The 18,507-nt window shown below is 40.0% G+C and carries 21 protein-coding genes and 1 pseudogene; 17 read left to right on the plus strand and 5 right to left on the minus strand.

Going from position 1 to position 18,507, the window contains the following annotated elements:
* Window positions 1-88 precede the first annotated feature (88 nt).
* From CSV64_RS15015 to CSV64_RS15095, 13 genes are all read left to right on the plus strand, one after another.
* Window positions 89-1,480, plus strand: a complete 1,392-nt coding sequence (locus CSV64_RS15015) for an L-cystine transporter (RefSeq protein ID WP_099635391.1) — start codon at window positions 89-91, stop codon at window positions 1,478-1,480.
* A gap of 233 nt (window positions 1,481-1,713) precedes the next feature.
* On the plus strand, window positions 1,714-2,412 hold the full coding sequence (locus CSV64_RS15020) for a CPBP family intramembrane glutamic endopeptidase (RefSeq protein ID WP_099635390.1): 699 nt from the start codon (window positions 1,714-1,716) through the stop codon (window positions 2,410-2,412).
* A 1,213-nt stretch (window positions 2,413-3,625) separates the two neighbouring features.
* Window positions 3,626-3,826, plus strand: a complete 201-nt coding sequence (locus CSV64_RS15040) for a hypothetical protein (protein WP_099635386.1) — start codon at window positions 3,626-3,628, stop codon at window positions 3,824-3,826.
* 447 nt (window positions 3,827-4,273) lie between these two features.
* The gene (locus tag CSV64_RS15050) at window positions 4,274-4,516 is read left to right on the plus strand and encodes a hypothetical protein (RefSeq protein ID WP_099635384.1); all 243 of its coding nucleotides are present in this window, start codon (window positions 4,274-4,276) and stop codon (window positions 4,514-4,516) included.
* A gap of 134 nt (window positions 4,517-4,650) precedes the next feature.
* Window positions 4,651-5,070: a YrvL family regulatory protein gene (locus tag CSV64_RS15055; RefSeq protein WP_143565211.1), complete on the plus strand. Its 420-nt coding sequence runs from the start codon at window positions 4,651-4,653 to the stop codon at window positions 5,068-5,070.
* A gap of 110 nt (window positions 5,071-5,180) precedes the next feature.
* A complete protein-coding gene (locus tag CSV64_RS15060; RefSeq protein ID WP_099635382.1) occupies window positions 5,181-5,519 on the plus strand; it encodes a hypothetical protein in 339 nt (112 codons plus the stop codon).
* Between the two features lie 79 nt (window positions 5,520-5,598).
* Window positions 5,599-6,078, plus strand: coding sequence for a VanZ family protein (locus CSV64_RS17120; protein ID WP_099635381.1), 480 nt, complete (start codon window positions 5,599-5,601; stop codon window positions 6,076-6,078).
* 426 nt (window positions 6,079-6,504) lie between these two features.
* On the plus strand, window positions 6,505-7,113 hold the full coding sequence (locus CSV64_RS15070) for a Type 1 glutamine amidotransferase-like domain-containing protein (protein WP_099635380.1): 609 nt from the start codon (window positions 6,505-6,507) through the stop codon (window positions 7,111-7,113).
* A gap of 244 nt (window positions 7,114-7,357) precedes the next feature.
* A complete protein-coding gene (locus CSV64_RS15075) occupies window positions 7,358-7,849 on the plus strand; it encodes a DUF4825 domain-containing protein (RefSeq protein ID WP_158233056.1) in 492 nt (163 codons plus the stop codon).
* Window positions 7,850-7,955: 106 nt separating this feature from the next.
* Window positions 7,956-9,002, plus strand: coding sequence for a threonine aldolase family protein (locus CSV64_RS15080; protein WP_099635378.1), 1,047 nt, complete (start codon window positions 7,956-7,958; stop codon window positions 9,000-9,002).
* Between the two features lie 71 nt (window positions 9,003-9,073).
* The gene (locus CSV64_RS15085; RefSeq protein ID WP_099635377.1) at window positions 9,074-9,340 is read left to right on the plus strand and encodes a hypothetical protein; all 267 of its coding nucleotides are present in this window, start codon (window positions 9,074-9,076) and stop codon (window positions 9,338-9,340) included.
* A gap of 612 nt (window positions 9,341-9,952) precedes the next feature.
* Window positions 9,953-10,606 (plus strand): VTT domain-containing protein, encoded by a 654-nt coding sequence (locus CSV64_RS15090; RefSeq protein ID WP_099635376.1) that lies wholly within the window; start codon window positions 9,953-9,955, stop codon window positions 10,604-10,606.
* Window positions 10,607-10,924: 318 nt separating this feature from the next.
* Complete coding sequence (locus tag CSV64_RS15095) at window positions 10,925-11,527, plus strand: protein kinase family protein (protein WP_099635406.1); 603 nt, start codon at window positions 10,925-10,927, stop codon at window positions 11,525-11,527.
* A gap of 78 nt (window positions 11,528-11,605) precedes the next feature.
* On the opposite strand, the gene CSV64_RS15100 is transcribed toward CSV64_RS15095, so the two are convergent.
* Both CSV64_RS15100 and CSV64_RS15105 read right to left on the minus strand, forming a co-directional pair.
* Entirely contained in the window at window positions 11,606-12,451 is an 846-nt protein-coding gene (locus CSV64_RS15100) for a DegV family protein (protein WP_099635375.1), read from the minus strand.
* A 255-nt stretch (window positions 12,452-12,706) separates the two neighbouring features.
* The gene (locus tag CSV64_RS15105; RefSeq protein WP_099635374.1) at window positions 12,707-13,759 is read right to left on the minus strand and encodes an FUSC family protein; all 1,053 of its coding nucleotides are present in this window, start codon (window positions 13,757-13,759) and stop codon (window positions 12,707-12,709) included.
* 243 nt (window positions 13,760-14,002) lie between these two features.
* Here CSV64_RS15105 and CSV64_RS15110 point away from each other — a divergent pair, with 243 nt between their 5' ends.
* Complete coding sequence (locus CSV64_RS15110) at window positions 14,003-14,257, plus strand: GlsB/YeaQ/YmgE family stress response membrane protein (protein WP_099635373.1); 255 nt, start codon at window positions 14,003-14,005, stop codon at window positions 14,255-14,257.
* 80 nt (window positions 14,258-14,337) lie between these two features.
* On the opposite strand, the gene CSV64_RS15115 is transcribed toward CSV64_RS15110, so the two are convergent.
* On the minus strand, window positions 14,338-15,072 hold the full coding sequence (locus tag CSV64_RS15115; RefSeq protein ID WP_099635372.1) for a MerR family transcriptional regulator: 735 nt from the start codon (window positions 15,070-15,072) through the stop codon (window positions 14,338-14,340).
* A gap of 166 nt (window positions 15,073-15,238) precedes the next feature.
* Here CSV64_RS15115 and CSV64_RS15120 point away from each other — a divergent pair, with 166 nt between their 5' ends.
* The 3 genes from CSV64_RS15120 to CSV64_RS15130 all read left to right on the plus strand — a co-directional run bounded on the left by CSV64_RS15120 (window position 15,239) and on the right by CSV64_RS15130 (window position 16,806).
* Window positions 15,239-15,748, plus strand: a complete 510-nt coding sequence (locus CSV64_RS15120; RefSeq protein WP_099635371.1) for a YfiT family bacillithiol transferase — start codon at window positions 15,239-15,241, stop codon at window positions 15,746-15,748.
* A gap of 246 nt (window positions 15,749-15,994) precedes the next feature.
* Window positions 15,995-16,321, plus strand: a complete 327-nt coding sequence (locus CSV64_RS15125; protein ID WP_099635370.1) for a YnfA family protein — start codon at window positions 15,995-15,997, stop codon at window positions 16,319-16,321.
* A 62-nt stretch (window positions 16,322-16,383) separates the two neighbouring features.
* Window positions 16,384-16,806 (plus strand): PaaI family thioesterase, encoded by a 423-nt coding sequence (locus CSV64_RS15130; protein ID WP_099635369.1) that lies wholly within the window; start codon window positions 16,384-16,386, stop codon window positions 16,804-16,806.
* Window positions 16,807-16,836: 30 nt separating this feature from the next.
* On the opposite strand, the gene CSV64_RS15135 is transcribed toward CSV64_RS15130, so the two are convergent.
* Together CSV64_RS15135 and CSV64_RS15140 are read right to left on the minus strand one after the other, a co-directional pair.
* Window positions 16,837-17,670 (minus strand): cytochrome c oxidase assembly protein, encoded by an 834-nt coding sequence (locus tag CSV64_RS15135; protein WP_099635368.1) that lies wholly within the window; start codon window positions 17,668-17,670, stop codon window positions 16,837-16,839.
* Window positions 17,660-18,163 (minus strand): annotated as a pseudogene (locus CSV64_RS15140) (DUF2243 domain-containing protein). Before CSV64_RS15140 ends, CSV64_RS15135 begins: the two are co-directional and overlap by 11 nt.
* Window positions 18,164-18,507 lie beyond the last annotated feature (344 nt).

Consider the following 18,507-nt stretch of genomic DNA (forward strand, 5'->3'; position numbering starts at 1 on the left):
AAACATACTTGACGAATAGGGATTAAGGGGATAAAGTAAAATCTATATCAAAGTCTACAATACTATAAAGACAGAGGGGGACAGAATGATGAATACTTTTTTACTCATCGTGAACATTGCGGGCCTATTATTGCTAGTCGGCCTATTATATAGAATGAATCGCAAAAAGGTTTCGTTTTCAAAACGCGTTTTTACGGGGCTGGGGCTCGGGATTGGCTACGGACTTATTTTACATTTTGCATATGGTACAGAATCTGAGATCCTCAAGCAGTCGATGCCATGGTTTAACCTAATCGGCAGTGGCTATGTTAAATTACTGCAAATGATTGTTATGCCACTTGTTTTTATTTCCATCTTAGCAGCCTTTACGAAAGTGACGATCGGAAAAAACTTTGGCAAAATGGCGGGGACGATTTTAGGTATGCTCGTAGGTACAACTGCGATTGCCGCGATTGTGGGGATTTCAGTCACACTTCTATTTGGACTGGACGCTTCTGAAATTGTACAAGGAGAAGCAGAAGCAGCACGTGGGCTTTCTATGGAAGAAAACTACGAAACTGTAGCTGATCTTTCATTACCTGAAAAACTAATTGATTTATTACCTGCTAATCCTTTCCTGGACTTCACAGGGGCGCGTCCAACTTCAACAATTGGCGTCGTTATTTTTGCAGCATTCCTTGGGTTTGCTTACTTAGCGATTACAAGAAGAGATGAAGAAAATGCGGTCACGGTGAAAAAAGGAATTGACGCGATTTACGCATTGATCATGGGTGTTGTAAGAATCGTTCTTCGTTTGACGCCATATGGTATTTTAGCGATCATCGCGCGAACTGTAGCGACGTCTGACTTTATGGCGATTTACAGTCTCGGGAAGTTTGTCCTTGCTTCGTATGTCGCCTTACTAGTGATGTTCGGCATTCATTTGCTCATTATTACATTATCGGGATTAAATCCAGTGACGTATGTGAAAAAAGCAGGAGAAGCGTTGATATTTGCTTTTACATCACGCTCAAGTGCGGGCACATTACCGTTAACGATTCATGCACAAACCAACCGTTTAGGCGTACCTGAAGGAATCGCAAACTTTTCTGGATCATTTGGTTTATCGATCGGGCAAAATGGTTGTGCAGGGATTTACCCAGCGATGCTCGCTGTCATGATTGCTCCATCGGTTGGTATAAATCCACTGGACCCAACATTTTTAGTAACATTAATCGCGGTCGTTGCGGTTAGCTCATTTGGTGTAGCGGGTGTTGGGGGAGGCGCGACATTTGCCGCAATTCTAGTATTGTCGGCATTAAATCTTCCTGTTGCACTCGCAGGGTTATTGATTTCGGTTGAACCATTGATTGACATGGGCCGTACTGCGGTAAACGTCAGTGGTTCGATGACAGCGGGTGTCACAACAGCCCGCGTGACGGGTGAACTTGATACGGAAATGTATAATGAATCACTTGAAAAACAAACAGTAGAAGCGTAATTTAAAGTAATCCCGCAGGAGACGGCATTGTCTCCTGCGGGATTTTTTTAATGAAATGAATATCGGATTAGAACGCCAGGTCGAACTGGATAAAATGGAATTATTTGATTTATGTAAGATGTTTTTTGGGAAATTCTGTTATACTAGTAGAAAAATAAGTGTAGATTCACAGATCCGCAAGAGTGCCAGGACCGTGTATTAAGAAAAACAAGCTGTTTAAGGGGAATTAGGTTATGAATACACCAGAGTGGAAACAAAATGATGCATGGACATGGAAGGAATTTATTTTGCTATTATTACTCGAATTTGTATTCGTCATGGTAGCTGTTAAATATGGTATGCAGTCACTATATCAATTCTGGTTTGATCATACACTATACTCAGGAACGGTGACTGGATTAACAATTGCAGTTGTGCTCATGTTAGGTTTATATTTTATTGCGTTGAAACCACAAAATTTGTCATGGAGAGATGTTGGAGTAAAAGGGTTTCCTGCATCGTATTGGTGGAGGATTCTAATGTGGCTATTCATAACCATTGTGTTAAGTGTGGCTGTCGTACTTTTAACTAGCCTGGTCGGAAATGATGTAGATAACAGTAAAACGGAGAGCCTGCAACAAAATGTAAACGTAATTACGGTTCTTATAGCCTTTGTTTCCGCTGGTATCATATCGCCTATATACGAGGAGATTTTTTATCGAGGGTTTATTTATCGTTGGCTAAGAGTCAGACTTGGAATGGGGTGGGGGATTGTGTTCAGCTCACTGATCTTTACGGCTGCTCATTTTCCAACGTTAAATGCGATGCCTGTAAATTTTATCACTGGTGTTGTATTTGCTTGGACCTATGAAAAGACAGGTTCTATTATTCCGGCAATAATTATTCATGGCATATTTAATACAATTGCAGTTTTACTAACAGCAATGGGCTGAATTATGGTTTTACTAGTAACTGGGGGGAATTCTCGATGAAGGATTGCACTTGTTTTCGGTAATTGGTCCAGATTAGTAAGTTATGGGAGGATATATCTTGAATACAATAATACTAGTTACATTGCTTGTTACTCTGCTAGTCTCCACCATAACTGGTAGATGGATATTTAAACTAAAAAGTAATAAGTGGCTGAGTGTTTTAACAGCATGGGTTATAAATACTGTGATCTTACTAATAGCGACCGTCCTTTTTTGTAAATTTGATGTACAAGCTTTTCATAAACAAACAGATGGTGTCTTTAGTAGTTTGGGAGTACTAGTATTCGCATTTTTTATTCCAGTGCTAACACTTATAAATTTCTATACTCTAGAATTTCTAAGATACCAATATAAGAAAATGTCTTACTAATGATGTATTCTATTTCGTCAACGGGGCGTTACCTGAACAACCATTACGCATCAAACGGGACAAATTCTTAAGTACTGGAGAGATTAAAATTAAACATATAATGACAGAGTTGTTTGGAATACCTATAGCTTTTTTATTTTTGGGTGTCGTGTTTTTAATATTTGGAGCTAATGGAGAAGGGATGGCAACCACGTTCTCACGACCTGCGGGGGCATCAAGTTGGACTACTGAGGGTAGCACTATACATGCATTCACATTTATACCACTCCTTTTGGGTGTTTCTTTTCTGATATTGTTCATTAGCACTTTTTCTATATCTTTTTACAAATGGCAAAAGGGTGGTTAATTACGTTATCGAGTGCAATGAATGAATTCGGGTTGCCCTTCAAACAGGCTAAATTATTTTTATAAGGATAGTGATAGAATGTTTTTAAGTTTTTTTTACATATTGGTGTTATCAATTTTTGTGAGTTCAGTTGGTGGCTTTATTTTTTATAAACTAAGTTATAAATTTTTGTTACCAAAAACAATTAGTTCTGTTTTGGGTGGGATATTGACTTTCCTTCTAAGCTATCTATTTGTAATGATATTTATCGAGATCAAATTATTATATGGCGTTATAACTGCATTGGCTATATATATTTGGTTCCTCAAAATGCCAGAGAGACATTTGGAATGAAAACTACTATTAACAGGCGTATTTAATCCATAAGGACATGGCTGCAATCGGACCATTTTATTGAATGACCTTTAAGATAAATTAGAAAAGGCGAATATGCCAAAAAAAGCGGGGAGGGAAATTGTATGCTGATTAGCTTGATGCAGGGGATAGGCATTTTTTATTATTGGACTTGGTTTATCTGGCCATTTGTATTTGTTTTTTCATTGGTTTATGCGATTTCTTCATTAGTGAAAGACGAGAAAACATCTATGAAGCCTGCGATAGTCGCTTCTATATCACTTTTAATAATCTTAGCTGGAGTGACTTCCCCGACATTTAGTTAGGCACTCAACGGATGTGAATCCTGTGTAAGGTATCTTCACTCTATTCGGTAATTGGACTATTAAGAGGCGAAAGGGGAGGATGTTTTGATAAACATTTTCTTAGGGTTAATAATGTTCATGTCAATTACTTTTCTTTTACTCGGAATAAAGAGAAAATCGAAATTAACTATATTTTTTGGTGCTATCGCTTTTATTGCGCCTCTACTTTATTTGGGCTTCAGAAATTGGATAGTTTTGTTGCCATTAGTTCCTGCAATATCATTTGTAGTCTCAGATTTAGTAATTAAAAAAAGGGATTCTGCACAAGGGTAGTGGGCATGGCTTTAGATATTCCATTCCATTCCGTTAACTGGTGCTGATTGCTTAGCAAAGCATTCTCCAAACGGACTATTTTGAAGAGTTATAGTCGGTGCATTATTGTGTCAGATGGTAAGGGGGGCGCGTGGAATGGACAACCAGAATTTCAAAGTAATATCCTTGGCTTGTTTATTAATTTGTATACTAGCTTGGATTCCTAATATAGTTTTCCAAGTAGCCAGTCCTTTATTTTTAGTGACTTTTATTATGGCTCCAGTGGGAATTTTATTCGCAGCATTGGTAAGAAAATATTGGTTAATCGTGGCTAATATTTTTATGTTTTTCAGCTTTTTCATATTTATGTTTGTGGTTTATTTTGTGAACGCCAACTGACGTCAAAATTCAAGGATATATTATTCACGAACAAAGGGGGCGTATGTTCGCAAAAGGTTTGTGTCTTAAATGGCCCAAATAATAGAGGATTGATTTTTATAATTTAAATTTTGTTTAAGGAATTAAGTGAAAAGGTGATTGTGTTGCAATTAAGGGATAAGATTATTATTGGGGTGGCAATGACTCTACTGGTTGCAGTGTCGATTGGTATAGTTTTTGGTGGAATTATTTTTGGTCTAGTAGGTTTTTTCTCTTTGATTGGTGTTTCTTATGAATCAATTGGATCTTTACTGCTATTCATATTCTTTGCTTTTTTGGTTGGCATTTTCTTTGAAATATTAGAGCAAATCACTTTATTTTTTATAACGAGAGCAAACCTAACCAGTAAAGAAAAATGGATTTGGATAGCTTTAATTAAATTTATTTTAAGCTGGATTGTTATATATATAGTTAATGAATTAATGACAACAGTAGTTTTATCAAGCTTAGCAGTATTTTTAACAGCACTTCTTATAGTTAGCATTGACATAGTGTTTGATGATAAAAAAAGGTAGTAAATAATATTAGACCTCCTTTAACGGGGACGATTGCTCTACAAGAGGCGCGCCAATACCGCAATAGGGACATATTATGATTGATTGAAATTCAGAAGAGGGTAAAACTAATGGTTAGCAGTAGTATTGAAAATGTTAAAACTCATAAAGAAATCGGATGGGGTTCATTGTCGTTATTGCTATTTATATTGGGTTTATTATTTTTTGTCTCCTTTGGAACATACGATGCTCTTGGCGATTATATCTTGCGTCTCATGCGTGTGAAGCCTTGGTCAAATGTTAATACAGGTATGCATTATACAGTGTTTTATTCTCTTGCTTTTTATATACCAGCACTAATTATTGGTTATAAATTCAAGAGTGATTGGGGAGCAAAAGTAGGTAGAATTTTATCAACGATCTTGGTTGTTTCTATTCTGGTAACACTATTGTTTTTCGTGGTTATTTAAAACCTTCAATAATCGGGGGCATTGGTTGCATAAGGGCTACGCAACAATAGGGCCAAATTATATGTTTTAAGATTATGGAGTGTTTCATTTGAGAAAAAGTTATTGGAAAATCATCTTTGGTATTTACATCGTATTGTTAATAAATTTCGTTGTCGTTAAGTTTAACGGAAATATAAACCACACTATTAATACTGTGCAAATGAATATTATGAGAAGAGCTGAGGGTGGATCGAATTATAATTTAATACCATTCCAGACAGTTAGGATGTACCTAACTGATTTGAGTTTCAGTGTCGCAATTCTAAATATATTAGGTAATATCATTCCTTTTATTCCAATGGGATTTTTAATTCCAATGGCTTTCAGCTCTCAACGAAGAATGATTAAAACAATGTTCACCTGCTTCTTACTGATATTAAGTATTGAGTGCATTCAGTTTTTCGCATATTTAGGATCTTTTGATGTAGATGATATTATTTTAAATACGATTAGTTGTTTCTTAGGTTTTTTGTTCTTTAGTGCATATAGCAGAATTTATAAAAAGTATAAATCTGCGTAATGTGAGTTTAAGGAAAAAGTTGTTTTAAGTAATCGGTCGCGTTAACTGAACAACCGTTACGCACCAAACGGGCCAGATTCATCATTATGAATTCTTTAAAGGGGTGATTTTAATAAACTGGCATAAGTTTATAGACCGCTTAACCCTGATAGGTGTTTTCATACTTCTTATCCCCTCTTGGTTTAAGCCGATTTACTTTATCCTTTTTTTGATATTGTTAGGCATATTTTTTATAAATCAAGGGATTCCCATTAAAAAAGAAGAGAAAAACAGTTCTATCATAGCTATTTCGTCAGGAACAATTATTATCTTGGTTGGTTTATTTCAATTTATTCAATTGCTAAACTAACGGGGGCATTAACCGAACATAGTTTTGCAAGAATAGGGCCATTTAGCGAAACAAAGGTGTACTGGGGGAATGAATAAATGGGAGGAAATATCCTTGCAATTTCCGGCGGAGGTTTTTCTAAAGAAGATAAAGCCTATATTGATGAGTACCTACTAAAAATCGCAAAAAGACAGGGACCATTAAAGATTGCGTTTATTCCAACCGCTAGTAATGACGCGCAAGGATACATAGATAAATTTTATGAAGCTTTCAAAACGGAACATACAAGCCACCTCACTATCAAAGACTTTGAATCACAAAACATCCAAGAAAACGTAAATTCTTTAGATATTGTATATGTAGGTGGAGGCAATACTCAAAATATGCTAGAAATTTGGAAGAGAACAGGTTTCGATGTTGTATTAAAAAATGCATATCAAAATGGCGTCATCTTAGCTGGAATAAGTGCCGGTGCAATGTGTTGGTTCGAAACTTGTTTCAGTGAAAAAAACGATCAAGAGTACGAAGAGTTTGAGGGTTTAGGATTACTGAAAGGTAGTTTGTGTCCTCATTACAATGACAAAGAGCGACGTGAAGCGTTTGATAATTGGTCAGCCAATCAAACAGGTATTAAGTTATATTCTTTAAACGACAATGAAAATTTACATTTCCGAAATGAAAAGTTAATTGCAGAAATTATTACTTAAACGTTTTCGAGTATCGCAATCGGGCGCGATTGCGTTACATGATTTATGCGTAGTAACTAAGTTGATCGGAGCGGAAACCGGCGACTCTGGGAGCTTCACCGCCCGTAAGACACACGTCCGGTTGCAACGCAGATCAACGGTTTCAAACCACTATCTCGACTTTGGGCACTAAATGTATGCAAGTAACGTCTATCGTCATGTTCATTGCGCGAAAGAGAAAAACATTTTACCAAAGGAGAATACCATGAAAAACATCACAAAAGACTTTTGGTCTTCATTCATACTAGTATTCCTCCTAAGCGGCTGCAGTTCCACTACCGATGCACCAAATGAAGATCTATTCGAGTACAAAAAATCATTTATTGGCGATAACAGTGCAGTGATTCATATAATTGAGCAACTGCCTTATGCTGATCAGTTTGAAGGAGTTTCACTGGAAACCAAAACAGAACCTTATGGAATGACGATCCAATATGAACATATGGGTGCTTCAATGCAGGAAAGTGAGTATAAAGAGGCGGCAGTATATAATGCTAGCTACTTATTCACGCTAATCGATAATGCACAGTGGGTTGTCTTTGATTTTGGAGACACTACCTATACAATCAGCAAATCGAAATTGCAGGACTGGTATGGTAAAGAGTTACACGACTTTACGAATGAAGAAGATTTGAATGGTTTCATTGCAGACAAGTTACAGGATGTGAACGGAGTACACCAGCTGTTCATTGAATAAAAATCAAAATATTCATCATTATAAGAACAATTTGAGTTACAACAGAAACCCATCATTCTATGGTATACTTGCAGAAAAAATCAGGCATATTTGGAGATGGACAACGATGATACGATTTGAAAATGATTATACGGAAGGCGCTCATCCACGGATTCTGCAACGATTGATTGAGACAAACGAAGAACAAACTCCTGGGTACGGTATGGATGAACACTGTGAAAATGCTAGAGAGTATATTCGGAAAGAGTGCGAAGCTGATGAGGCGGATGTGCACTTTTTAGTAGGGGGAACTCAAACGAATACTACGATCATTGCGTCCATTTTACGTTCATATCAAGGAGCTGTTGCTGCGGAGAGTGGACATATCGCGACACATGAAACGGGAGCGATTGAAGCTACTGGACATAAAGTGCTTACTTTGCCTAGCGAAGACGGGAAAATCACGGCCGAGCAAGTAAAGCAATTAGTGGATGCTCACTTGAATGAATCGAGTCCTGAGCATAGTGTGCAGCCTGGACTTGTGTATATTTCTAATCCTACAGAAAATGGAACGACTTATACGAAGGTGGAATTGGAAGCTTTGAGTGAAGTCTGTGGACAATATCAGTTGCCATTAATACTCGACGGCGCTCGATTAGGATATGGTTTGGCTTCGGCCGATAATGATATCACGTTAGCGGATTATGCACGACTTTGTGATGTGTTCTATATTGGCGGAACGAAAGTCGGTGCGATGTTTGGTGAAGCGGTTGTCATTACAAATGATTCACTGAAAAAGGATTTTCGCTATTACATTAAACAAAGAGGCGGCTTGCTCGCTAAAGGAAGACTGTTAGGGATCCAGTTTGAAACGTTGTTTGAAGACGGTTTATATTATGAAGTGTCAAAGCACGCTGTGGAAATGGCGTCTATTCTTCGTCAAGCATTTGTCGAGAACGGATTTGCGTTGCGTTATGATTCCACAACTAATCAGCAATTCCCGATTCTCCCAGAGTACGTCATGACGGAGTTAAGCAAGAAGTATTCATTCTCCTTCTGGGAAAAGATCGACGCTACACATAGTGCGGTTCGTTTTTGTACAAGCTGGTCTACTAAGAAGGAACATGTGGATATGTTCGTGAATGATTTGCACCTGCTATGTATTACTACCTAATACTGTCTGGTTGGCGTTGAATTACGACTGAGAGTAAATCAGGCCCCGCTTCTACTAGGAGAGATTTGTTTATGAATATGGATGAACTAGTAATTGTAGGACTCACTTTTGCGAATGTAGGATTTATATTGCTCATTCTAGGACAAGCCAGACAAATTAAAGTATTGAAGGCAGAGAATCATAGATTGCGTCCAGTCGAAAGTCAGAATGAATTGATCACTGATGCGCAAGAAAAATTAAAAACTCTCGGTGTCGTAAATACGGTGAAGTACTTGAGGGAATTTAAAGGCATGTCGATGGTAGACGCCAAACGACTTGTGGATACTATTAAAGAATAACTACTCGTGATTTTTGCCATGTAAGAAGGTTGGTTTTAAGTGAATATCTAGTACTATGCGTTTAACTTTCATTAAGCGAAGTAGTTATTCTAGTGGGATTTGACGCTACAGGATGAAGAACTTTGGCTCTATTGGCAATTCACGTTGGATGCGAGACCTTACCCGTTTTTTTTGGTGAGGTCTCTTTTTGTGTTTATATGGCATCCTAGAGAGTGAAAATAGGGAAGGCAGATGAAGCGATTTCAGCATGTCAATTGGCGGTGATGCTGTTTTGGCGCTACTTATGCTTGTTATATGGGCTGTAACTGGAAGTGAAGCACTATTCTTACAAATGTAACGCTAGTAGGTGTACTAAACAGAATACGACCTGATAGCATTACACACACTACAAGCTGACTCTATACGGATAGGTCTTCTCAGTGCTTATATGACGGTGAACGTCTAGTCTGTTATGGAAAACATAATGAAATGTATCCTATTTATTTTACCGACTTAGCACTTTTTAAGGATAAATACCATTCGCCGAACGTAAAGTAGATTGACGATGAATAAACATCTGGTATCCTCACTTGCATAGCGACAAAGTCATTTTTCCCAAAAAGGAGCCTTTACATGAACCTCATTCAAGGACTAATCAGCTTCATCTTGCACATTGATGAGCATCTGGTCGATATCATTCAAATATTTGACGGCTGGTCGTACGTCATCTTATTTCTAATCGTTTTTATTGAAACTGGGGTAGTGATATTTCCATTTCTACCTGGAGATTCCCTGCTTTTCGCAGGCGGTGCATTTGCGGCTCTAGATGCTTTTAATATTTGGTTCCTTATCGCCGTTTTCTTCGTTGCTGCTGTTCTGGGCGATACAGTGAACTACCATATTGGTCGTAAAGTGGGGATGTCCATTTCTCCTAACAGTTTGCTAGGGAAAGTCATAAACCAAAAGAAAATGAAAGCTGCGGAGACGTTCTTTAATACGCATGGCGGGAAAACCATCCTGATTGCTCGCTTTATGCCGTTTGTTCGGACATTCGCTCCGTTCGTTGCAGGCGCGAGCCGCATGAATTACCGGTACTTTGCTTTCTATAATGTCGTTGGAGCGGCATTTTGGGTAGGTATATGCACCATGTTGGGGTATTTATTCGGCAATATTCCTATTATTAAAGAAAACTTTTCTACGGTATTGCTTGGGATTATCTTTTTATCTGTCTTCCCAGCGTTAGTTGGTATTATGAAAAGTAAATTTAGCAGTCAAGCTGTGCGGTGAGAAGAATCAGTCGATTTATACATGAAATCATGTCGACAAATAGCTATACGTTCGTAGTTAGTTGACATATAAGCCGATTCGTTTTAAAGTGAACCTATAGAATTATACGAACACTTCCGTTAAGGGGAGTAGCTAGTACAGTAAAAGTCGTCAATACAGGATGTGAATCCTCGGCTCTACTGGCAACTTACGTTGTTTGCGAGACCTTACCAATTATTTGGTGAGGTCTCTTTTAGTTGTAGAGAGACATCAAAGCCATTAATTGGTTTTGATGTCTCTTTTTTATTTTTTAAAACTACTGGAGGTTACATTTTGAGTATGTATCAGGAACTTGTACATTCCATTGTCATAAATAAAAAGAATCGTCTGGTGGACTTCCATCCATCTTTGCAGCTCGTCGGAACAGGGAGAAGTGCGTTTGTTTTCCGAATCAAATGCTCGAACAAGGCAATTAAAGTATTCTTTCCTAATTCTGTGTACATCGCGAAGGAAGAAGCCGAGATTTATCAAACACTGAAGGATATTCACTATTTTCCATGTATTTATGAAACAGGAGCGAATTATGTAGTGATGGATTACGTCGAAGGAAATACACTTTTTGATTGTATGACAAATGGGCGAGTCATTACAGACGCTCATATTACAGAAATCGATTACGCCTTATCACTAGCAGCCGATACAGGATTAAATCCTTCTGATATTCATTTGCGCAATATATTTATTACACCTGATGATCAAGTGAGACTGATCGACGTGGCGCGATATAGACAGAAAAAGGACTGCCAGCAATGGCGCAATTTAAAAAGAGCCCATCGACAATTTTACCGGAAACGATTTTTTTGGAAGAAAGTCCCGAGCACGTTCTTGAATATTGTGGCGTTCTTGTATAAAAGGGGACTCATACCGTCCTATCGGTTATGAAGGATGCATACACTAACGAGTTTTAGTGTGTAATAAAAAAGGGACCGAAATCACAATGGATTCGGTCCTTTTATATATTTAATAGGTGACCCAGCTTAATCCTGTCGTTCCTTCACCTGCGTGCACCGCTACACAAACGCTCAGTGAAACAACTTGAACATGTACTGTCGGAAATTCTTTCAGTAGCTCGTCCTTCCATATGTTAGCATCCTTTAAATTATGGCAATGAATAACCGCTACTTCTGGCACAGAGCCTTTCTCCATATCGGTACGGAGTAGGGAAGTGACATGTTTTTTTGCCCGCTTCATGGACCGCACTTTTTCCGTCATCACGGCTTTTCCGTTCTCAAAACTAATGAGAACTTTTATATTTAGTAAATTACTTAAAAATGCTTGTGTTCCTGATACCCGACCGCTTTTATGCAGTTGGCCTAGACCGCCTGGGATAAACGATAACTTAGAATTTGAAGTCATAGCAGTAAGGGCTTCCACGACTTCTTCGGGTCCTTTACCTTCTGCAAACAGTTCATTCCCCATCTCAATCATTTTGATCATTGGAAACGAACCAATTTTCGAATCAATAGGATACACGGGGAAGTCTGTCATCTTAGCTGCAGATTGAGCGCTTTCAAATGTACCTGAAAGTCCACTGGATAAATGCACAGCAATCGCAAAATCATATCCTTCTGCCTGTAGTTTTTCATATAACGAAGTCATCTCACCAATGGTAGGCTGGGAGGTTTTAGGTGAACCTTTAGCTGCACGTAATTTATCGTAAAACTCATCTTTTGTAAGATCTAGTGATTCTCTATAGCATCGATCTTCAAACACTACGCCAAGGGGAAGTACTGATACACGATGTTGTTGAATGAAAGCCTCATCTAATTGCGCTGCCGAATCCGTAATCCAAGCTATCTTCTTCATTAATAAATTTCTCCTCAAACTATAAATTTCGTATAGGGACTAGCAAACATCTTTTCATAACGTACACTACGGATTGGCCAAGACCTAGTGACAGTTGTCATATCTTGTCGAATTATAGTGTGTGCAGTCATAAATTGAACATATGTTTAAGAGGAGAATGAATGAAAGTGTAGGGATTAACAGAGAGTCTTACAGATATGGTTTATGAAGGCTGAATTTACCATCCCACCGAAGAAAAAAGTAGCTTTAGTAAAGCTACTTTGATTCTTTAGCGGTAGGCGTTAATTTTACGCTGGAAGGTTCGTAAAATTGATCCACTAAGTTATAAATAGTGATGAGTTCATACAAAACGACAAACTCTGGTGGGAATTGACTTGGATGTCTATCCTCACTATTGGTGATTTCTTTATTGTCGTCCCAGAAAATGTCGGTGACGTTTTTTAATTGGGATTCATGCTTCTTCGGATCGTAATCGATGGAATGTTTCAAGTCATCGGCAAGCTCCGTTACGGCCTGCATGATCCGGTCGCGTTCCTCCGACGTCCAAGAGATATGTTGTTCCGGTATATTAAGTAAAGCGCCGAGATGAAATTCGAGATTATGTAAAAATAATAGCTGCTTTTCTGCCATAAGCAATTCAATTTCTTTTCCTCTGACCCATGGATACAATTTCGATTCATTCCGTTGAAAATGAATCAATGTTTCCGTTTTCTTAATTTCCTTCGTCAGTTGCTTAATGGTCTTTAGCTCATCTCCGCGGTTTGTGTGTGCGTCATATAAAATCGTTCGAAATGTCCGCTCCATTATAGTTCCAGCTCGCTCACTAATACGTTTGATGTTTTCTACAATATCTCTTCGGTAGTTAGGTGGGAAGACCAACATATTTACTATGGTGGACACGAGCAAGCCGATAGTAGTCGTGCCGAGTCGAATGAAAAAGGCGAATAAATAGTTGCTGTGAATAACTTCGACCATGGCGACCGCTGTCAATGTGGCAACGAGTAGACCGGCATGTAAGTTTAATCGGTAACACACTAAAATGGTGGCCACCGCCGCTAATGTATAGGTAATCGGGGAATTCCCGAAAAGCGTGATAAAGAAGACGGCAAATGCAGAACCGATAGCCGATGCGGGAAATCGAATAAGCCCTTTTTTAATGGAGTCACTGACAGTGGGCTCAATCGTCACAATCGCCGTGATCACAGCAAATACTGGTGGCCAATTAAACCATTCACAAATAATCGCCGTTAAAAAGATGGCTATCCCCGTTTTCACTATTCGACTGCCATTGAAATGAAAGGATCGCATACGGTTATAACCTCCAGTTCTAACTACGTATATTTAGTACTGTAGTACATTCTATCATCCACGACCACCGGAACGTACGAGCGGTACTTTTTGCATACAAGCACCTACACAGATTTTTATTTGAGGAATACAATACTGTAATTAGGAATAGATTATGAATAAGGGTAGAACTCGATCACTTCATTAGGATGTTCGGAAATAGAGTATTGAATACGTGGGAAAATAGGAGAAGGGGTGTGTGAAATGAGTATCCTTTTATATTTAATAATTGGCGGTGTAATTGGCTGGTTTGCTAGTTTAATCATTGGCAAAAGTGTTCCAGGCGGTATCGTTGGAAATATTATTACAGGAATTATAGGTGCGTGGATTGGTGGGAATTTATTTGGCAGTTGGGGACCGCGCTTAGGTGACTTTTATGTCGTACCGGCTATTGTAGGGGCGCTGATTTTTGTCATCATCGTAAGTTATATTATGAAAGCAGCACAGAAAAGAAGGTAACTAGATAGAAAAGAGGGCTACCCGAATGGTCGTGGGGGAGCCCTCTTTTATGGAGTACTATACGTTATGCAAGCGGAAATTTATTGTTCATTATTATCTGCGAAGAATGTCATGGCTTCACACATAAATTGAGCCAAACCAGCACCGAATTGATCGATATTCGTCGTGAAGCGTTCGTCAGCTACGTACATTTGTCCCAAACCTTTAAATGCTTCTAATGAGTAATGATGGCCTGTTTGCGTATTCAAAAACTCATACCATTCCGAAATAGCCGTTTGTGCTTCCGTGGATTCAGGCGGAGTGTTTCTGAGATCAGCCAATTTCCGATAGATATCATTCATCTTTTCTCCGACTGCGTTATTTTTGAATGAAGCGTTTGATTGATCGACCGCTTTTGCTCCCCATAATTTTCGCGCTTCTTCTTCATATGGGTTATGACTAAAATTAAATCCTTTAAATTTCTCTTCGTTCGACATGTGAATCTCTCCTTTTACATATTGTGTGGTTTTATCGATCGTCGCAATCATTTGATCGATCCGTTCGCGCTTCTCGAGCAATAGTTTTCGATGCAGTTGAAGAGCTTGCTGGCGATCGAATGACGGATCACTGAGAATTTCCTTTATTTCCTTCAACGGAAAGTCGAGTTCTTTGAAAAAGAGTATTTGCTGTAAAGTCTCAAGGTTCTGTTCGGAGTAATAGCGATACCCCGCGTCTGTCGTCTCCTCGGGTGTTAGTAATCCGATTTCGTCGTAGTGATGAAGCGTGCGCACACTAATACCGACTAACTCCGCGACTTGCTTTATCTTCATTTTCATCCTGAGCACCTCCTTATACTATGTAGTATAAAGTGTTACGTAACGTGAGGGTCAATACATTCAGTAGGATTTTCGAAAATAATTGGAATTACTTTTTTATCGCTCAATAAATAGAATAGTTAGATAGTTTATGGGATAATGAGGTAATGAAAAGGGGGGATTCGTCATGGATAGTCGATTTCCGATCGGAGAATTACATGTTCCTGAACATGTAACGCTGGAAGATATTCAACAGTGGGTACAAGAAATTGAAACCTACACAACTCGATTGAGGGAAACTGTAGATTCATTGAATGACGAAGAGTTAAATAAAACGTATCGCGAAGGTGCGTGGACCGTTCGTCAATTGGTGCATCATATTGCAGATTCGCAGTTGACGATGTATCAGCGACTAAAGCTTGCGTTAACAGACGACAATCCAACAGCACCCGCGTTTGATCAAGAGAAGTGGGCTGTACTACCTGACACGGAGCTACCGGTTGAGCCTTCGATTAAAATGCTCGAAGGAATCAATGAGCGTATTGTAGCGTTAGGCAATAGTCTGACGGAAGCGCAATTGCAACGAACATTTATTCATCAAGTAAACGGCGAGATCGCAGTAGCGAAAAAAATCGCGAAGCTAGCTTGGCATGAAGAACATCATTTAGCGCATATTGAAATGGCTTTGGCGAAATAAGCGCGTTTTACATCGTATGAACCCCGCCACTTCTTCATATAGAGGAGTGGCGTTTTTTATTAGCTTCAGGCTAAGTTACCTGTTCAAAATGTAACCAACCTCATAAGTTAGCTGGCGGAATTATGCTATAGTGCGTACTAGTTTTCAAGAAAAGATCTTATATAATCCATTTGGTGTTTACATATTACATGGCTGGGACTGTAGTTCGAGCTTGGTTACCCGAAGTGAGTAAATGGAGGTTTACGAATGTTAAAGGTCGTGGTGATATTTCTGCTGGCCGGCTTGGCTGAAATCGGCGGAAGTTATTTGATTTGGCAATGGTTGCGCGAAGGAAAATCCGCGATGTTCGGATTAGTTGGCGGCATTGCGTTAATTTTATATGGCGTAGTAGTCACATTCCAAACATTCCCGACTTTTGGCAGAGTGTATGCGGCGTACGGAGGCGTGTTCGTCTGTCTATCCGTTTTATGGGGATGGGGAATTGATAAAAAAACTCCTGATTTGTACGATTTCCTAGGGGCGGGTATTTGCCTAATTGGCGTGTCCGTCATATTGTTTGCACCGAGATCGTAACAGTGAATGGATAACAGAGTATGAAAATGATGAACATCATTCGATAAGGGGAGGACGATCACATGACGCAAAATGAAATTTTTCATATCGGCAAACAAGCGCTAGAAGCCCAATCTTTCAGCAAGCTATTGGGAACGAATTTGCTGGAGTTTACTACAGGGGAAGTAGTTTTGGAAGTTCCCATCACGGAACACGTCCTACAGCAACATGGCTTTGTACACGGTGGGGTTATTAGTTATGCAGCGGATAACGCGTTGACTTTTGTAGGTGGTTCCGTTCTAGGTCCGAACGTATTGACCGCTGAATACAAAATCAACTATGTACGGCCCGCAATAGGTGAAAAAATAATTGCTCGGGCGACAGTTATTTCTGCAGGTAAACGTCAAGCCGTCTGTCGCTGTGATGTTTTCGCTGTCAAGGATGGGGAAGAGAAGATTTGTGCCACTGCCCAAGGGACGATTATGACGGTTGTATCAGAACAATGAATGAAATAGCTAGATACTAAAACGCACCCATTAGCTAGCGGGTGCGTTTTGTGTTGTTTCATTTGCATACGTCTGACTAGCGGGAGTAGATGTACCGTGATGATGTTGACGTTTGGTCAAGTGATACCAGCTGTTAAACAATAGAATGATGATCACGAGATCCACCGCATCGCCACCGTAATACATCAGCATCGCTCCTGCTCGCGCCTCTTCAATCGGCACACCGGCAGGCGGATAAGCGTATAATAATTTGGATAAAATACCGTGTCCCGCAAGAGCTACAATAAAGACTGTCGTACGGTAGCGGAAACTATAGCGGCGAGAGACGGGATCAATGTATAACAGAGAAATCGTAAATAGATAACCCGCAACAAACACGTGTATATGGATCACGATATGCAGCCAGAGATGGTGGTGCATGGACGCAAACAAACCCGACGTGTATAACAACCAAAGCCCACCGATGTTCAAAACGGAAGCAGTGACGGGATGTGTATAGAACCCCGCGAGTCGGCTTTTTAACAAGTGGCTTACCTTCCTAGCCTGCCGAACGGGAAGTGTCCGCAGCGCTAACGTCATAGGAGCAGCGAGAGCCAATAGGAGGGGACCGAGCATGCCGAGCAAGAGATGGCCCAACATATGCCAAGTAAAATGAGCATGCGACAGTTCGGCAAGAGGTCCGACAACAGCGCTTACTGAAGCGAATACGCCTGCGATCCACAACACGCTCCGTTTGTATGGCCATTTTCGCAAACGTCTTTGCCGATTGGAATAAAATACTGCGCCCCCGTATAACAGAATGGCCAACACCGCAAGCGTCCCAAACAGCCAATCGGTTGCACTGAGATAAGCATCATGTGGCATGAAGCACCAGCCTGTCCGCCGATCGGGCATCCTGGTGCGCTGATTTGATTAACAACAGACCCGCCGCAATCATCACAATCGCAGCGCCGTTCCACACGACATCATATGGAACGATATCTACATGATAACGAATCTGATGAATGCGCATGACCTTATGTTGAATGGTTCCATCATACAATTAGAACGCGCCGCCACCGAGCAACTTACCACCCCAGAACATCTTATGCCATAACGCGTTCCTCCTACGCAAATCCGCTACCAAAAACAACGCGCCCACCGTCGCAAACCAGCTGAACGCATGAAACAAACCATCCGACACCAAGCCAACCGCCACAGTAGATTTATCATAAAACTTGTGCCAATGCAGCAGCTGATGAAACAGTGTCTCATCCAAAAACGCCACAAACCCGAGCCCGAATAATATGCCCGCCCAGAGATTTCTCTTTTGATATGTTTTTCGATTCGACCAATTTTCCACTTTCATGACCGCCATTTATATACTGCTCCTTTCCTCGCATACGTAGTGTTCCCTGAGGATGGGGGAATTAATACATTGATGGATGTTGTGGGCTGTAGGACAGGCTCATAGGGCGGATGTATTGCGTAGCCTTGTTTAGAGCGCTCGTTCCCGAAGTATGAGCGTATCCAGGTTGACATAGAGCGTGAATCCATCGTGATAGAGCGGTTAACGTCCAACTATGAGCGGAACGACGGCCTGATAGAGCGGATGCGTGAGTTCATAGAGCGGCGACACTACGTAAGCCTTGTTAGAGCGCTCGCCCTCGAAGTATGAGCGTATCCAGGTTGACATAGAGCGTGAATCCATCGTGATAGAGC

The sequence above is a fragment of the Sporosarcina sp. P32b genome (assembly GCF_002743335.1).
Taxonomy (GTDB): domain Bacteria; phylum Bacillota; class Bacilli; order Bacillales_A; family Planococcaceae; genus Sporosarcina.

What these genes read in the sequence shown, in the direction of transcription:
- CSV64_RS15120 (WP_099635371.1), top strand. Translation starts at nt 15,239, where the DNA reads ATGGATAGTCGATTTCCGATCGGAGAATTACATGTTCCTGAACATGTA.
- CSV64_RS15100 (WP_099635375.1), bottom strand. Translation starts at nt 12,451, where the DNA reads ATGAAGAAGATAGCTTGGATTACGGATTCGGCAGCGCAATTAGATGAG.
- CSV64_RS15135 (WP_099635368.1), bottom strand. Translation starts at nt 17,670, where the DNA reads ATGCCACATGATGCTTATCTCAGTGCAACCGATTGGCTGTTTGGGACG.
- CSV64_RS15040 (WP_099635386.1), top strand. Translation starts at nt 3,626, where the DNA reads ATGCTGATTAGCTTGATGCAGGGGATAGGCATTTTTTATTATTGGACT.
- CSV64_RS15125 (WP_099635370.1), top strand. Translation starts at nt 15,995, where the DNA reads ATGTTAAAGGTCGTGGTGATATTTCTGCTGGCCGGCTTGGCTGAAATC.
- CSV64_RS15115 (WP_099635372.1), bottom strand. Translation starts at nt 15,072, where the DNA reads ATGAAAATGAAGATAAAGCAAGTCGCGGAGTTAGTCGGTATTAGTGTG.
- CSV64_RS15110 (WP_099635373.1), top strand. Translation starts at nt 14,003, where the DNA reads ATGAGTATCCTTTTATATTTAATAATTGGCGGTGTAATTGGCTGGTTT.
- CSV64_RS15020 (WP_099635390.1), top strand. Translation starts at nt 1,714, where the DNA reads ATGAATACACCAGAGTGGAAACAAAATGATGCATGGACATGGAAGGAA.
- CSV64_RS15075 (WP_158233056.1), top strand. Translation starts at nt 7,358, where the DNA reads ATGAAAAACATCACAAAAGACTTTTGGTCTTCATTCATACTAGTATTC.
- CSV64_RS15080 (WP_099635378.1), top strand. Translation starts at nt 7,956, where the DNA reads ATGATACGATTTGAAAATGATTATACGGAAGGCGCTCATCCACGGATT.
- CSV64_RS15090 (WP_099635376.1), top strand. Translation starts at nt 9,953, where the DNA reads ATGAACCTCATTCAAGGACTAATCAGCTTCATCTTGCACATTGATGAG.
- CSV64_RS15105 (WP_099635374.1), bottom strand. Translation starts at nt 13,759, where the DNA reads ATGCGATCCTTTCATTTCAATGGCAGTCGAATAGTGAAAACGGGGATA.
- CSV64_RS15095 (WP_099635406.1), top strand. Translation starts at nt 10,925, where the DNA reads ATGTATCAGGAACTTGTACATTCCATTGTCATAAATAAAAAGAATCGT.
- CSV64_RS15050 (WP_099635384.1), top strand. Translation starts at nt 4,274, where the DNA reads ATGGACAACCAGAATTTCAAAGTAATATCCTTGGCTTGTTTATTAATT.
- CSV64_RS15060 (WP_099635382.1), top strand. Translation starts at nt 5,181, where the DNA reads ATGGTTAGCAGTAGTATTGAAAATGTTAAAACTCATAAAGAAATCGGA.
- CSV64_RS15085 (WP_099635377.1), top strand. Translation starts at nt 9,074, where the DNA reads ATGAATATGGATGAACTAGTAATTGTAGGACTCACTTTTGCGAATGTA.
- CSV64_RS15070 (WP_099635380.1), top strand. Translation starts at nt 6,505, where the DNA reads ATGGGAGGAAATATCCTTGCAATTTCCGGCGGAGGTTTTTCTAAAGAA.
- CSV64_RS15130 (WP_099635369.1), top strand. Translation starts at nt 16,384, where the DNA reads ATGACGCAAAATGAAATTTTTCATATCGGCAAACAAGCGCTAGAAGCC.
- CSV64_RS15015 (WP_099635391.1), top strand. Translation starts at nt 89, where the DNA reads ATGAATACTTTTTTACTCATCGTGAACATTGCGGGCCTATTATTGCTA.